This is a genomic window from Streptomyces catenulae, from assembly GCF_000718015.1.
Lineage (GTDB): Bacteria > Actinomycetota > Actinomycetes > Streptomycetales > Streptomycetaceae > Streptomyces > Streptomyces catenulae.
This window is the reverse complement of record NZ_JODY01000005.1, coordinates 27,568-41,908: the sequence shown is the minus strand read 5'-3', so window position 1 is coordinate 41,908 and position 14,341 is coordinate 27,568. Positions and strand designations below refer to the sequence as shown.

Here is a 14,341-nt window from a genome sequence, read left to right as displayed (position 1 = left end):
GTCAGCGGGGCGCGCTGGGGTGGGCGCGCCGCCGGGCGGCGAAGGCGGTCAGGACACGGGCGACCTCCTCGGCGTAGCGGTCGAGATCGGCGAGGTCGGCGAACTCCCCGTCGGCGTGGGCGCGGTTGGCGCCGAGGTCGCCGGGGCCGAGGACGGCGGCGTAGGTGTCGGGGAGGTCGGCCATCCAGATGGCGTCGCAGGTGAAGGCCGGTTCGGTGTCCGGCCAGCGGGTGAGTCCGGCGTCCCCGGTCAGCAGGTCGTCGGCCCAGCCGGCGCGGCTGTCCAGGGCCGGGAGTCCGCGTTTGTGCCAGCGGACGGAGGTGAGCTGTGCGGCGTCCTCGACGGTGCGGGCGAGGGTGGGTTCGGCGGCGGCCGAGGCCCGGAAGGCGTCGATCCCCTCCCGTACGGCCGTGTGCAGTGCCGCCTCGGCGGCGCGGGCGGTGGCGCGGCTGCCGTAGGAGAGGTTCAGCAGCAGACGGCCGGAGCCGTAGACCTTGTTGTGGCGGTCGCCGGTGTGGAGTCCGGCGACGCAGACGCCCGCGCCGGGCACCCGGCCGGGCAGCACGGTGGCGAGGTGGTGGGCGAGGTGGCCGAGGAGTGCGGTGGCGTTGTGTCCGGCGGCCGGGCAGTCGTCGACCGCGTCGACGCCGTCGACCTGGATGCAGGCGGTCATCGCGGCGGTGGCGCGCGGCAGACAGCGGTGCCGGGTCGGTTCGCAGAAGAGGTTGAGGGCGCCGATCAGCCCCTCGCGGACGAGCGGCCGGGTGCCGTAGGTGCCCATGGCGCCGCCCTCCTCGCCCGCGACCGCCTGGACGAGCACGGCGACGTCGGTGCCGACGGCCGGGTCGCGGGCGGTCGCCGCGCGGATCCCGGCGAGCAGGGCGACGGCCGGGCCCTTGGCGTCGATGGCGCCGCGGCCGTGGAAGCGGGCGCCGTCGAAGGTGGCGGGCCACCAGCCGCCGACGGTGTCGAGGTGGACGTTGAACATCACGGTGTCCGCCCGCGGCAGCCGCGGCCCCAGCCGTAGGACGAGCGAGGGCTGGCAGGCGAGGAAGTCGGGGCGCCCGGCGGCGGCCTCGCGGACCGTCAACGGCACGTCGTCCAGGTCGAGTTCGACCGGGTCGGGGGCGGCGTGGCGGACGGTGGCCAGGCCGAGCGGGGCGGCGGCCGCGGCGTAGGCGCGTCCGGCGTCCCACAGGCGGACGCCGGTGGTGTCGCCGCCGTTCTCCAGCGGTCCGGCGGTGGGCGTGTCGAGGAGGCGGAGCAGCAGCTCGCGGTCGGCGGGGCCGAGGCGGGCCGGATGGGGCGCGGTCACGGGCGGCCGCCGTGTTCCGCCGGGACCGCCGCGGGGCGGACCTCGCGCTCCACCAGGCGTTCCAGGGCCCGGCCGTACGCGGTGAACGCGGCGATGCCGTCCAGCTCGCGGTGGTCCGTGCCGTCGTGCGGGCGCAGCCGGGTGTGCGGTTCGATCGACCAGGTGCCCTGCCAGCCGCGGCGGGCCAGGGCGGTGAGGCAGTCGGCGACGCCGGACTGGCCGTGGCCGGGGAGGGTGTAGACGATGTCGCCGTCCGGTCCGGCGGCGGCGTCCTTGACGTGGACGTGGGCGACGTGGTCGATGACGGCGTCGAGCAGCGCGGGGGCGTCGTAGCCGTGCGGGACGCCGTTGCCGATGTCGAACAGCAGCCGTAGCGCGGGGCTGTCGACCCGGTCGAGGAGGGTGAGCATCCGGTCGGCGCGGGTCCCGGCCCAGCCGTGGCAGTTCTCGTGCAGCAGGACGAGACCGTGGTCCTCGGCGAGGCGGGTGAGGGCGGTCATCCGGTCGAGGACCCGGCCGCGCCACTCGTCCTCGGGGAGCCCGCCGTCGGGGTAGGACATCACGCGGACGTGGCGGGTGCCGAGGGTGGCGCAGCGGGCGGCGAGGGTACGCAGTTCGGCGAGGTCCTGGGCGAACGGATCGGTGGCCGGGCGGCTCCAGTTGGCGATCCGGGAGTCGACGCAGACGACATCGGTGCGGGTGGCGGCGAGGCGTGCGGCGAGGGCGTCGAAGGCGCCGGGGGTGAGGTCGGCGAGGGCGACGCCGTCGACGGAGCGGAGTTCGACGGCGCTCCAGCCGAGGCCGTGGACGGCGGCGAGTTGGCCCTCGGCGTCGGCTGCCGCCTCGTCGCCGATGCCCGCGTAGCGGATGCCGGGCGCGGCCCATCCGGTGCCCGGGCCCGGCTGCGGGTGGGGGGCGTGTCGCACGGACTCAGCCGGCATGACCGGCCACCTCTTTCCGGTCGGTGGTACGGGGGTGGAGCGGCGGGACGGTGGCGGCCAGCCGCCGGGCGTCGTCGAGGAGTTCGACGGTGCGGATGTGCAGCCCGAGATCGCCCGGCCCGCCGGGGAGCGCCCGGTCATCCGCGGCGGTGCGGCCCGCGGCGTGGCGGTAGGCGCGGACCAGGCAGCGGGTGAGGGCGTCGTCGGGGAGGAGTTCCCGGGTGACGGTCGTGGGGCCGCCGCCGGGGCGGCGTTCGATGAGGAGTTGGGCGACGTCGTCGTCCTCGCTGACCGGGTAGTCGCCGGTCAGACGGGCGCGGTCGGTCTCGATGACGATACGGCGGCGGCGGACGGGCGAGGTGAGGTCGGAGTACACCTCGCTGTGGCCGCCGGTGGCGTGGGCCAGCCGCAGCCGGGCGGTGCCCAGGCGGGGGGCGACGGCGTCGCCGAGCCGGACGTCGCTCCAGGAGGCGTCGGCGGTACGGGCGTCGCCGAGCAGCCGCAGCAGCACCCCGACGGCGTGCGGGACCTCGACCTCGAAGGCGCTGGTGTGGCCGGGTGCGGTCAGGGAGCGGCGGAAGCGGGGTTTGTGCTGGGTGACGCCGATGTGCCGGACGGCGCCGAGCGAGCCGTCGCCGAGCAGTGCGGCGAGGCGGTCGGTCAGCGCGCTGTGCAGCCAGGGCGCGACGACGGTGACGTCCAGTCGGTGACGGTCGACGGCGGCGCGCACCCGGTGGAGCGCGGCGCGGTCGGCGGCGAGGGGTTTCTCCACGACGAGGCGGCGGAAGCCGAGGGCCGCGACCTCCTCCAGCACGCCGTCGCGGACGGCGGGCGGGGTGCAGAGGTGGACGACGGTGGTGTCCGGGTCGAGGAGGCGGCGGGCGTCGCGGAGGTCGGCGGCGACGGTGAGGCCGTCGGGGGCGGCGGCCAGCGTCCGGCCCGGGTCCACGCCCACGACCGGCCCGGCGGCGAAGAGCCCGGGTTCGGCTCCGCGGGCGCGCAGCAGGACCGGCAGATGGAGCCCCGTTCCGGACCTGCCGAGCCCGATGAGCAGGGTGCGCAGCACGGTGGTGTGCCTCCTTCGTGTGTTCCGGGCGCCCCGGACCGGGGGCCGTTCCCTTTTCCGGCGGGCGCCGTTCTCCTGGTGTGCCCGGCCCGCCGTCGGCTTTTCCGGCGGAATTGCCGCCGGGATCCGAACGGTGCGGGCATCCGACAGGAAGGCGGGTGGCACGTATCCGACGCCGAATCATCCGACGGAAAGGAAAACGTGTTGTCACCCCATGACGAGCCGTCACGCTACCTCTCGGTCACGTTCTCCCTCCCCCTCGGGAAAACAATTGATCACATTCGACAGAGCGCGATCATTCATGCCGGACGACGATCATCGTCAGCCGATTCACGAGTGACCGCGAGCGAGACCGATCACTTTCACCAATCTGGGTGAACCCTCTCCCACTGCCCCCTTCGAGCGATTCCGCTCATTTAAAGTTGAGCCGAAAATCGGGGGATCGTACGGCAATCCGTACGGAAATCGCAGCGTGAGGAGAGATGGTGGAAAGACTGGCCGTGATCGGTCTCGGTTACACGGGGCTCCCGCTGGCGCGCGAGGCGTGCGCCGCGGGAATGCGGGTCACCGGGATGGACACGAATCCGGCCGTGACGGCGACGCTGGAAGCCGGCCGCTCACCGCTGCCGGACGTCACGGAAGCCGAGGTCACGGCCATGCGCGCCGCCGGTTTCCACGCCACCACCGACCCCGGCGTCCTGGCCGAGGCAGCCGTCGCCGTCCTCTGCGTCCCGACGCCGCTGGACGAGGCGGGCGGACCGGATCTCACCCATGTGAAGGACGCGGCGCGGGCGCTCGGCACCCATCTGAAGCCGGGCACACTCGTCATTCTGGAATCCACCTCCTTTCCCGGCACCACGGACGGACCGGTCCGCGCGATTCTCGAAGAATCCTCCGGTCTCACCGCCGGTCCGGATTTCTCCCTCGCCTTCTCACCGGAGCGCATCGACCCCGGAAATGGCACTTTCGGCGTCCGGAACACCCCGCGCGTGGTCGGCGGTTACACCCCCGCCTGTACGGATGCCGCGCTCGCTTTCTTCCGGCGCTTGTGCGACCGCGTGGTACGGGCCCGTTCCGCGCGGGAGGCGGAGCTGTCCAAATTGCTGGAGAACGTCTACCGCAGCGTGAATATCGCCCTGGTCAACGAAATCGCGGTGACCGCCCGCGCCTGGGGAATCGATGTCGCCAATGTCATCGACTGCGCCGGAAGCAAGCCCTTCGGATTCCAGGAATTCCGCCCCGGTCCCGGCGTGGGCGGCCACTGCATTCCCGTCGACCCGGCCTATCTGACGCACTGGGCACGCGAGATCGGCTCCCCGCTGCCCCTCGTCGAGCTGGCCCAGCGGATCAATTCCGCCATGCCCTCCCATGTCGTCCGCCGCGCCGGGCAGCTCCTGACCGGCGTCGGCAAGGAGTTGGCGGGCTCCCGCGTCCTGCTCGTCGGTGTGACGTACAAGCGCGACAGCCGCGATCTGCGGTCCACGCCCGCCGCGCCGCTCGCCCGGCTGCTGGACGAGGCGGGGGCCCGGGTGACGTACCACGATCCGCTCGCCGACGGCTGGTCCCCCGGCGGCACGGCCGTTCCCGCCGAACCGGATCTGCACCGGGCCGCGACCGCGGCGGATCTGACCATCCTGCTCCAGGACCACCGGGTGATCCCGGTCGACGAACTGCCCGGCTGGTCACCGCTGCTGCTCGACACCCGGGACCGGCTCCGCGGCACCACCGCCCAACCGCTCTGAGCCGACCACGCGGCCCGCGGCCGGACCAGACGGCGCAGTTCCAGACGGCGCACCTTGCCGGTCTCGGTGCGCGGGACCTCGTCCCACTCCCGGACCAGCGGCTCCGCCATCGCGGGCAGATCGCGTACCGCCACGGACCACGCCTCCGGATCGAGCGTGCCGTCCGCGGTCACCAGCACCGGCAGCAACTCCGGGCCCGGCACGCCGAGGACGGTGCATTCGACGACCTCCGAGAGCCGGTCCTCGATCACATCCTCCAGCTCCACACAGCTCGCGCCGGGGACGGTGTCCACCTCCCGGTCGGTGAGGATCAGGCTGCCGGAGCGGGTGAGCACCCCGATGTCACCGGTGTTCCACCACCGCCCGTCGGCCTTCGCCGCCCAGCGGTCCCGCTCGCCGACGTACCCCACACACCGCGCCTTGGTCCGCGCCAGCACCAGCCCGGGCCGGCCCCGGCCCACCGGGCGCAGCGTCTGCGGGTCGACCACCCGCAGCCGGGTCCGTCCGGGCACCGGCCGCCCCAGGTCACGGGTGGTGGGGTGGCGCTCCCCGGTGTGCTCCAGGGACTTACGGGTCAGCATCCGGAACGTCAGCGGCCCGGTCTCGGTCTGGCCCCAGCCCTGGAGCCAGCGCGGCTGCCGGTGCCGGGAGGCCGCCAGGAAACCGCGGACGGTCGGCGGGTGGACGGCGTCGAAGGTGGAGACGTAGAGCCGGACGTCCTGGAGCGCGGCGCTGCGGCGGGCCGCCAGATCGCGCCAGGTGACGAAGGTGGCCGGGGACGCCTCCAGCGTGGTGGGCGGGGTGCGCAGCAGGGTCTGTTCCGCCGTCCGCGGGTCGTGGTCGGCAAGGAGGACGACCGCGCGCGGCTCCAGGTGCAGCACGCTGATCGTCCAGGGCACCGCCCGGCCGTGGGTGAACGGGTCGGCGGTGGCCACCGTGTCGGAGCGGCGGCTGGAGAGCACCGGCACCCGGTTGCACTCGAAGTGGGCGAGGCGGTGGACGATCGTCCGGGTCGAGTGCTCCACGAGCTTGGGCAGCCCGGTCGTCCCGGAGGTGTGGTGGATGACCACGGTGTCGTCGATCGCCCGCGAGACCACCGGCGGGACGCCGTGCCCGTCGACGTCCTCGGGCATCAGGATCTCCCCGGCGGCGGGCCCGTCGTACGGGACGCCGCCGACGACGAGGGTCCGCGCGGCGTGTGCGGTGAGGTCGGTGCCGGGGCGGGCGGTGAGGGTGCTGGCCGAGGTCACCAGCAGCGCCGGGTCGAGCCGTCGCAGCAGGTCGCGCAGGGCGTCGCCGCGCAGCCGCGGGGAGAGCAGCGCCGGGACGGCGCCGAGGCGGGAGGCGGCGCAGGCCAGCAGGACGGTGTCCCAGTGGTTGGGTTTGACGACGGCCACCCGGTCACCGGCCCGGACGCCGGAGGCGGCCAGCCGCGCGGCGGTCCGCCGCACCAGGTCGGCGATCTGCTCGATGCCGTACTCCGTCGGGCCGTCCGGCGCCAGGTCGAAGGGGCGGCTCAGATGCACGGCGGTGCGGCTGCCGCGGTCGGCCAGCAGGTCGAAGAGGGTGCCGAGGGCGGGAGGTTTCACGGTGCCGTACGCACCTTTCCGAGGGGATCGGAGGCGGGCCGCCGTCCGTGGACGGTGACCATCACCTGGGAGAGCCAGCAGTGGGCGGGGTCGGTCAGCTCCACCTGGGCGCGGGCGAGGCGTTCCTCGGTGACCGCGCCGCGGGCGAGCATCGCGGGTGCCAGGTGCTCCAGCCAGAGCGCGAACCAGCGCGCCGCGTCCCCGCCGCCGCGCACCACCGCGGAGCGCCCTTCCGCGACGATGTCCACCAACCCGGCGTCGGTGGCGAGTTGGACGTCGAGCAGTCCGCAGCGCGGGTGGTAGCCGGAGGCGCACATCACGTCGTAGGCGGCGCGTTTGACGTCGCTCAGGAAGTCGTCCTGGGCGGGGTGGCTGAAGAGGGAGGCGGTGTCGGTGTCCTCCAGGACGAGGTGGCCGCCGGGCTTGAGGGCGCGGTGGAGGCGGTCCACGGCCCGCTGCCGGTCACCGACGTGCTGGAGGACGAGGCGGGCGTGGATGAGGTCGAAGTGCGCCTCGGGGAGGTCGTCGGCGACGACGTCGTGGCGGTGGACGGTCACCCCGTGGCCGGTCAGCCACTTCAGTCGCTCGGTGTCGAGGTCGGCGGCGACCACCTCGCCGGTCGGGCCGACCCGGTCGGCGAGCCAGGCGGCGACGGAGCCGCGCCCGGCGCCGATCTCCAGACAGGACCAGCCGGGCCCGACGCCGGTGGCGGCGAGCCGCTCCCGGGTGCCCGGGTCCCAGAGCGCCTCCCCCAGGGCCAGACGTTCCTCCTCGCGGGCGAAGGCGGTGGCGAAGACATAGCGGTCGTGGGTGGGCGTCATCGGCGGGCCCCTTCCGTGGCGAAGGCACAGACGGCGTCGGCGACATGCTCGACCTGCGCGTCCGTCAGATGTGGGTATACGGGCAGCGCGAGTTGCCGGGCCGCGGCGCGCTCGGCGTGCGGCCAGCTCCGCCCGGCCGGGGCGTACGGGGCGAAGGCGGGCTGCCGGGGCAGCGCCTGCGGGTAGTAGACGTGCGAGGCCACGCCGTGCTCGGCGAGGTGGTCACGGAGGGCGTCGCGCCGGTCGGCGAGGAGCGAGTAGACGTAGTAGCAGCGGCCGTTGCGGCCGGGCGGCGGCGGCAGGATCCCGGCGTCGCGCAGCGGGGTGAACCGCTCGGTGTAGTACGCGGCGATCCGGGCCCGGCGTTCGAGGCGGGCGGCGAGTCCGGGCAGCCGGTGGAGCTGGAAGGCGGCGAGGATCTCGTCGAAGCGGCTGTTGAGGCCCAGGCGTTGGTGGACGAAGCGCGGGCCTTCCTGACCGTGGTTGCGCAGCGCCCGTACGGTGCGGCCGAGCGCCGGGTCCGCGGTGAGCACCGCGCCGCCCTCCCCCGCCGTGCCGAACGTCTTGACCTGGACGAACGAGAAGACCCCGGCGTCGCCCCAGGTGCCCGCGGGACGGCCGTCGAGGACGCCGCCCTGGGCGACGGCGGAGTCCTCGACGAGGCGGACCCCGCGGTCGTCGGCGATCTTGCGCAGCGTCGGCATGTCGGCCATCACGGAGAACATGTGGGCGGGCATCAGCGCCTTGGTGCGGGCGGTGACCGCGTCGTCCATCGCCCGGGGGTCGGCCACCATCGTCCAGGGGTCGATGTCGGCGAAGACCGGGGTGGCGCCGAGCCCGGCGACGGTGTTGGCGAGCGGGGCACAGCCGTAGGCGGGGACGACGACCTCGTCGCCGGGGCCGATCTCCATGGCCCGCAGGACGAGGGTGAGGGCGGAGGTGCCGCTGGAGCAGGCGATGGCGTCGCCCGCGCCGTACAGGGTGCGCAGGGCGTCCTCGAATGCGGCGGTGCGGGTGCCGAGGATGAACTTCTGGTCGGGCGTGGTGCCGATCTCGTGGACCAGGTCGATGAGGACCTCGCGGTCCTGCTCGAAGAGGTCCGGCGGGAAGAAGGGGATCAACGGGCGGCCCTCCCGGTGGCGAAGCGGCGGATGAGGTCACAGACCCGGTCGACGTCGTCGGTGCCCAGGTCCGGGTAGAGGGGCAGCGCGACGGTCCGTTCGCAGGCCCGTTCCGCGTGCGGGAACTGCCCCCGGCGGTACCCGAGGTGGGCGAAGCAGGGCTGGAGGTGGAGCGGGACGGGGTAGTACGTCTCGGTGCCGACGCCGTGCTCGGCGAGGTGGGCGACGAGCGCGTCGCGGCGCTCCACCTCGATCAGATAGACGTAGAAGACCGGCTCGGTGGGGATCTCGTGCGCCACGAGGGTGGGCAGGCGGAGGACGCCGGGGACGTCGCGGAGCCGTTCGGTGTAGGCGGCGGCGAGGGCGGCGCGGCGGCGGATGTCCTCGGCGAGGGCCGGGAGTTTGCCGAGGAGGACGGCGGCCTGGAGGTCGTCCATCTTGCTGTTGACGCCGAGGAGGTCGGTGGGGCGGTTGATGCCCGGGAAGTGGCCGAGGGTGCGGCCGTGGCGTCCGTGGTGGCGCAACGCCGCGACGGTCTCGGCGAGTTGCGGGTCGTCGGTGAGGAAGGCACCGGCGTCGCCGAGCGCGCCGAGGGTCTTGGTGGGGAAGAAGGAGAGCACCCCTCCGGCGCCCAGGAGTCCGGCGTGGACGCCGCCCCAGCGCATCCCGATGGCCTCGGCGCTGTCCTCCAGGACGGTCAGGCCGTGGCGTTCGGCGACCCGGGTCAGGCCCCCCATGTCCGCCATCTGGCAGAAGAGGTGCACCGGCATCAGCGTCCGGGTGCGCGCGGTGACGGCGGCGTCCGCGGCGGCGGGGTCGAGGCCGTAGCCGACGGGGTCGATGTCGGCGAAGACGGGCGTTCCACCGGCGAGGGCGACGGAGGAGGCGGTGGCCATGAAGCTGAAGGCGGGGACGACGACCTCGTCGCCGGGGCGCAGTCCCATGGCGCGCAGGGCGAGGACGAGGGCGTCGGTGCCGCTGTTGACGCCGACGGCGAAGCGGGCGCCGGTCCAGGCGGCCAACGCCTGCTCGAAGCGGCCCACTTGGCTGCCGTGGGAGAACTTGCCGTCGTCGGCCACCTCGGTGAGGCGGTCGCGGATGGCGGGCCAGCGCTCCTCGAAGGAGCGGGCGTGGGTGAAGAAGGGCACCGGGCGGGGCGGGGCCCCGGTGCGGCCGGTTGCGGTGTGGTGGTCCATGGGTCCTCGGGGTCGGTACCGGCGGGGCGGGCCGGTGACGGGAAAGGGCCGGGCCCCGCACCCGTCGGCGGGGGTGCGGGGCCCGGGGCGGATCACAGCAGGGCGACGTCGAGCTCACCCGCGTGGTACTTGTGCACGGCCTGGACGAGTTCCTCGACGGTCAGCTTGCCGTCGCTGTCGGCGTCGATGGCCGCGAAGGCGGTCTCCGCGGTCTCCTCGGGGCTGCCGATCGCACGGATCCAGGAGCGGAACTCCTTGGGGTCGACCTGGCCGTCGCCGTCGGTGTCGCAGAGCCCGACGATGGAGCTGATGGTGGGGCGCAGCACCTCGTCAAAGCCCTGCGGGCCGCGGTCGAGGAGCTGACGGCCGGCCAGCTCACGGAACTGGTCGAGGCCGAGCGAGCCGCCCTCCTCGATCCCGGCGTGACCGGCGAGGTAGTCCCACATGCCGAGGTAGGCGGTCAGGACGGCCGCACCGCGGTCGGAGGACGGGGCGGTGTCGAAGGCGCGGAGGATGCGCTGGGCCTCCTCGTCCCAGTCACTGCGGTCGATCCGGCCGTCGCCGTCCCGGTCCCACAGCTCGAACCGGCGCTGGAGTCGCTCCGCCTGGATGTCGGTGGTCATGAGGGTTCCTTACTCAAGAGAGGGTCATGGGTAGGTCGCGGGGGCGCGTACGGCGGTGCCGGGGCCGCCCCCGCCGCGGGCCGCGGCCCACAGGAGGTAGAGCGCGACGACGACGGGCAGCACCAGCGTGATCAGCTGGGCGACGACGTCGGCGGGCGAGAACATCGCCAGATGGTGCAGATGGAAAAGAAGGTGCGGCACGGAGAAGACGAGCTGTGCCAGTGCGGCGGCCCGGACGAGGGGCGGCCGCGGCGCGCGGGCGGCGCAGAGCAGCACCGCCGCCAGCGCCACCACGAGCGAGCCGAAGTCCCGTACCAGGTGCTCGTTGTACGGGGCGAACACGGCGACCCAGCGGCGGCCCGGCAGCGGGAAGTTCCGGAAGAAGCTGTGGGGCAGGAAGAGCGCCCACCCGCCCGGAACGCCCTGGGCCAGGGCCGACAGGACCAGCGCCGCCCGCATCCGTGCCGTCCGTGGGCCGGTCCGGCCCACGCGCAGTGCGGGCCGGAAGGACCGGACCGCACCGCGGGCTGGAAACACCAGGGTCAGGCGCCGAGCAGCGGGGCGTCCAGCTCACCGGCGTGGTAGCGGCCGACCGCGTGGACGATCTCCTGGACGGAGAGCTGACCGTCGCCGTTGGCGTCGACGGCCTGGAAGGCGGCGCCGGCGTCGGTTTCGGCGTTGATCGCCTTCAGCCACTTCTCGAACTCGGGCGGGCTGATCTGGCCGTCGCCGTCGGTGTCGGCGAGGTGCACCATGGCGTGGATGCTGGGCTGCAGGACGCGCGCGAACCCGGCGGGGCCGTCGGCGAGCACCTGCTCCTCGGCGACCTGGAGGAACTGGTCCTTCGTCAGCGTGTCACCGGCGCCGACCTTCTCGCTGAGGTAGTCGAAGAGCAGCGGGTAGGCGTGCAGCAGCAGCTGGGCGCGGGGCGAGTCGGTCGGCTCACCGAACGCCTCGACGATGCGCTGCGCCTCCTTCTCCAGGTCCGCGCGGCTGATCTGGCCGTCGTTGTCCGTGTCGTACAGGGCGAAGCGCTGCTGGAGGCGTGACTGCTGCAGGTCCTTGTTGGACATGACACTCCTTGAGGAATGAATGACGGGCGAAATGCGCGACGAAGGACGTCGGAAATGCGGCCGCGGAAGAATGACGCGGACCACTTGCGCCGCAGACGTGACGGACGCAAGGAACGGAGTCGTGGATATGCACGACCCCTCTGGGAAACCCACCGCTCTCACGGCGCTTCGTGCAATCCAAGAATGTCCCAGCCCGGCCGACGTATGCACCGGATGGAGCAAGGACGATCCGTACGAGTGACATCGGCGCCCGATTCCCGCCACCGGCACATTCCTGGGCAGATGGGTTGGAGAAACGTTCTGAGCTGGTGGCAGGGAATCTCCTGACGCACCGGTCGGCCATCCGGGCAGCGCAGCCCGTTCGAAGCCGCGCCTTGAAAACGATCACCTGATCTGATGAACATGCACAACTGGCCCCTCAGTGGGTTCGGGGCGTCTCATACCGTCACTCCCGATTGATATTCGGCAGGCCGATTTCGAGGTCTGCCGTGACCACGGAGAGTTCTGTGACCCACGATTCCCATGGCGCCGTAGCGATTGCGCCACCCGTCTCCTCGGGGAAATTCGCTGCCTATTGCAGACTGGCCAAGCTCGACATTTTCGACTACTACCTCAGCCTCGCCGTCGCCTGGAGTCTGCTGGCCGCGCCGCTGCGCGCGGACTCCACCACCCTGGCGGTGCTCGCCCTCTTCGGCCTCGGCATGCTCTGCCTCGTCGCCGCGATGACCACGTTCGACGATGTGACCGGGTTGCGCGACGGCAGCGACGCGGCCAACTACGGCCCCGACGCACCGCTGCGCAAGATCCGCCGCAAGCCCCTGCTGGCCGGGACGCTCACCGAGCGGGAGGCCATCCGCTTCGGCTGGGCCACGGCCGCCGGGTGTGTGCTGCTGTGGGGCGCGGCCGTCGCCGTCGCCCCGCACGCCCCCTGGTGGGCGGTGGCGACCGCAGCGCTCTGCCTGGTCACCTCGGTGCAGTACTCCTACGGCGTGAAGCTCAGCTACCACGGCTGGCAGGAGATCTTCATGGTCGCCCTGGGCCTCGGCCTGGTGGTGGCGCCGTACGGGCTGCTCGCCGGGGAGGTCACCGGTTTCGCGCTGGTCCAGGGCACGCTGTTCGGTCTGGGGCCGCTGCTGTTCGGCGTCTACTCCAACACCAACGACCGGGCCGGTGACGCCGCGGTGGGCCGTCCGACGGTGGCCGTGCTGACCACCGAGCGGGGCAACAAGGTCTTCATCGGCGCGGTCTCCGCCGTGGAGAGCGTGCTGATCGCGGCGGCGACCCTCACCGGGCAGGCCCCGTGGTGGTTCCCGCTGGCGATGCTCCCGGTCGTCGCGCTGCGCGTCATCCAGTTCGTGACGGGCGTGGTCCGCGGCCGGATCCTGACGGCCCGCAAGCTCGGCACGTACACCCACCGGGTCTCGGTCGTGGCGCTGGTCGTCACCAATGTGCTGCTCGCCGCGGCGACCGGCGGTGGGGTGTGAGCACCGCCCACGACGTGGTGGTCGTCGGTGCGGGGATATCGGGGCTGGCGGCCGCGGACACGCTGCGGCGGGCGGGCCGTTCGGTCACCGTGCTGGAGGCGGCCGACTCCGTCGGCGGGCGGATGCGCACCCACCGGGCGGACGGCTATGTCATGGACACCGGCGCCGAGGTGCTGTCCGTCGCCGGATACGACGCGACCTGGCGGCTCATCCGCCGTACGGGGCTGGGCCCGGCGGAGACGACGCGGATCCCGCACCCCGTCGCCACCTGGCGCGACGGCCGGGTGCACGGCCATGTCGGCGCCCCGCGCGCCCTGCTCAGCGGCGGCGGGCTCTCGCTCCGCGGCCGCGCCTCGCTCGCCCGTTTCATGGCGACGGAGGGCCGCCGCCGGGCCGCCTACGATCCGGATCTGCCCGAGCGCACCCCGCTGGGCACCCTGACGCTGGCGGAGTACGCCCGCGGCTACCGCCCCGAGCTGCACGACTTCCTGTTCCAGCCGATCGCCGGTTGCTTCTTCGGCTGGGACACCGCCCGCTCGGCCGCCGCCCCCTTCGTCACCAACATGCTGGCCTGCGGCTCCACCGCCCGCTGGCGCAGCTACACCGACGGTATGGACACCCTCGCCCGCCATCTGGCGCGCACGGTGGACGTCACCACCGGCTGCGCCGTCCGCGAGGTGCTCACGGCCGCGGGTCACGCCCGGGTCGTCACGGACACCGGCACGCTCACCGCCCGGGCGGTGCTGCTCTGCGTCCCCGCCCCGGTGGCGCTGCGGCTGCACGTCAACGCGCCCGAGGCGGCGGTGCCGTACCTCGCCGCCTGCGGCTACGTCCCGCGGCTGAAGGTCAGTTACACGCTCGACCGGCCGCTGGCGCCGCGCGGCGGTGAGTCGGCGTACGCCGTGCTGCTGCCCGCGGCGGCGGAGCCGGATCTGTCCGGTCTGATGCTGGAGCACAACAAGGGCTGCGGCCGGGCCCCGGAGGGCCGGGGTCTGGTGTCGCTGATGGCGGGGCCCGAGGCGGCCCGGGAGCTGGTCGACGCGCCGGAGGGCGAGATCCTGGCCCGGGTCGGGGACGCCGCCGCCCGCTATCTGCCGGAGCTGCGCGCGGCCACCCTCCGTACGTTCGTCCACCGCTGGCCGCACGGCATCCCGGAGGCCACCCCGCGGGCGCTGGCGCACCGCGACGCCTTCCTCGCCCGCGACGCCGCGCCCGTCGAGTACGCCGGCGACTGGCTGATGCTCCGCCCCAGCAGTGAGGGCGCGGTGCGCTCCGCGGAGTTGGCGGCGGCGCGTGTCCTGTCGCGGCTGCCGCGCACGGCGCCGTCCCTGCCGGGCCGCTCCCGCTGACCCGCCGTGCGCCCGCCGCTC

Annotated in this window: 12 protein-coding genes and 1 pseudogene; 3 read left to right on the top strand and 10 right to left on the bottom strand. The window is 73.6% G+C overall.

Going from position 1 to position 14,341, the window contains the following annotated elements; genetic code table 11:
- Position 1: 1 nt before the first annotated feature.
- From IF23_RS33425 to IF23_RS34805, 3 genes are read right to left on the bottom strand one after another with little or no spacing between them, the layout of a single operon-like run.
- On the bottom strand, positions 2–1,315 hold the full coding sequence (locus IF23_RS33425) for a M20/M25/M40 family metallo-hydrolase (RefSeq protein ID WP_037677610.1): 1,314 nt from the start codon (positions 1,313–1,315) through the stop codon (positions 2–4).
- Entirely contained in the window at positions 1,312–2,256 is a 945-nt protein-coding gene (locus IF23_RS33420) for a sugar phosphate isomerase/epimerase family protein (RefSeq protein ID WP_051739350.1), read from the bottom strand. The genes IF23_RS33425 and IF23_RS33420 overlap by 4 nt, the downstream gene beginning before the upstream one ends.
- Positions 2,246–3,322, bottom strand: a complete 1,077-nt coding sequence (locus tag IF23_RS34805; RefSeq protein WP_078653837.1) for a Gfo/Idh/MocA family oxidoreductase — start codon at positions 3,320–3,322, stop codon at positions 2,246–2,248. The genes IF23_RS33420 and IF23_RS34805 overlap by 11 nt, the downstream gene beginning before the upstream one ends.
- Positions 3,323–3,804: 482 nt before the next feature.
- Here IF23_RS34805 and IF23_RS32460 point away from each other — a divergent pair, with 482 nt between their 5' ends.
- Complete coding sequence (locus IF23_RS32460; RefSeq protein ID WP_078653836.1) at positions 3,805–5,064, top strand: nucleotide sugar dehydrogenase; 1,260 nt, start codon at positions 3,805–3,807, stop codon at positions 5,062–5,064.
- 413 nt (positions 5,065–5,477) lie between these two features.
- Here IF23_RS32460 and IF23_RS0107255 read toward each other — a convergent pair.
- The 7 genes and pseudogenes from IF23_RS0107255 to IF23_RS0107225 all read right to left on the bottom strand — a co-directional run.
- Positions 5,478–6,590: pseudogene (locus IF23_RS0107255) on the bottom strand (AMP-binding protein); the annotation flags it as partial.
- A gap of 59 nt (positions 6,591–6,649) precedes the next feature.
- On the bottom strand, positions 6,650–7,474 hold the full coding sequence (locus IF23_RS0107250; RefSeq protein WP_051739348.1) for a methyltransferase domain-containing protein: 825 nt from the start codon (positions 7,472–7,474) through the stop codon (positions 6,650–6,652).
- Positions 7,471–8,595 (bottom strand): DegT/DnrJ/EryC1/StrS family aminotransferase, encoded by a 1,125-nt coding sequence (locus IF23_RS0107245; protein ID WP_030281031.1) that lies wholly within the window; start codon positions 8,593–8,595, stop codon positions 7,471–7,473. The genes IF23_RS0107250 and IF23_RS0107245 overlap by 4 nt, the downstream gene beginning before the upstream one ends.
- The gene (locus IF23_RS0107240) at positions 8,592–9,791 is read right to left on the bottom strand and encodes a DegT/DnrJ/EryC1/StrS family aminotransferase (protein WP_037677607.1); all 1,200 of its coding nucleotides are present in this window, start codon (positions 9,789–9,791) and stop codon (positions 8,592–8,594) included. The genes IF23_RS0107245 and IF23_RS0107240 overlap by 4 nt, the downstream gene beginning before the upstream one ends.
- Positions 9,792–9,883: 92 nt before the next feature.
- Positions 9,884–10,414: an EF-hand domain-containing protein gene (locus IF23_RS0107235; protein ID WP_030281028.1), complete on the bottom strand. Its 531-nt coding sequence runs from the start codon at positions 10,412–10,414 to the stop codon at positions 9,884–9,886.
- 24 nt (positions 10,415–10,438) lie between these two features.
- Positions 10,439–10,873 carry a hypothetical protein gene (locus IF23_RS33415; RefSeq protein WP_051739346.1) on the bottom strand — a complete coding sequence of 145 codons (435 nt, stop codon included), beginning with the start codon at positions 10,871–10,873 and terminating at the stop codon, positions 10,439–10,441.
- A gap of 83 nt (positions 10,874–10,956) precedes the next feature.
- Positions 10,957–11,487: an EF-hand domain-containing protein gene (locus IF23_RS0107225; protein WP_030281025.1), complete on the bottom strand. Its 531-nt coding sequence runs from the start codon at positions 11,485–11,487 to the stop codon at positions 10,957–10,959.
- A gap of 506 nt (positions 11,488–11,993) precedes the next feature.
- Here IF23_RS0107225 and IF23_RS0107220 point away from each other — a divergent pair.
- Together IF23_RS0107220 and IF23_RS0107215 are read left to right on the top strand one after the other, a co-directional pair.
- Positions 11,994–12,971: a UbiA family prenyltransferase gene (locus IF23_RS0107220; RefSeq protein WP_030281024.1), complete on the top strand. Its 978-nt coding sequence runs from the start codon at positions 11,994–11,996 to the stop codon at positions 12,969–12,971.
- Positions 12,968–14,320: a protoporphyrinogen/coproporphyrinogen oxidase gene (locus IF23_RS0107215; protein ID WP_030281022.1), complete on the top strand. Its 1,353-nt coding sequence runs from the start codon at positions 12,968–12,970 to the stop codon at positions 14,318–14,320. Before IF23_RS0107220 ends, IF23_RS0107215 begins: the two co-directional genes overlap by 4 nt.
- The last annotated feature ends 21 nt before the right edge of the window (positions 14,321–14,341 follow it).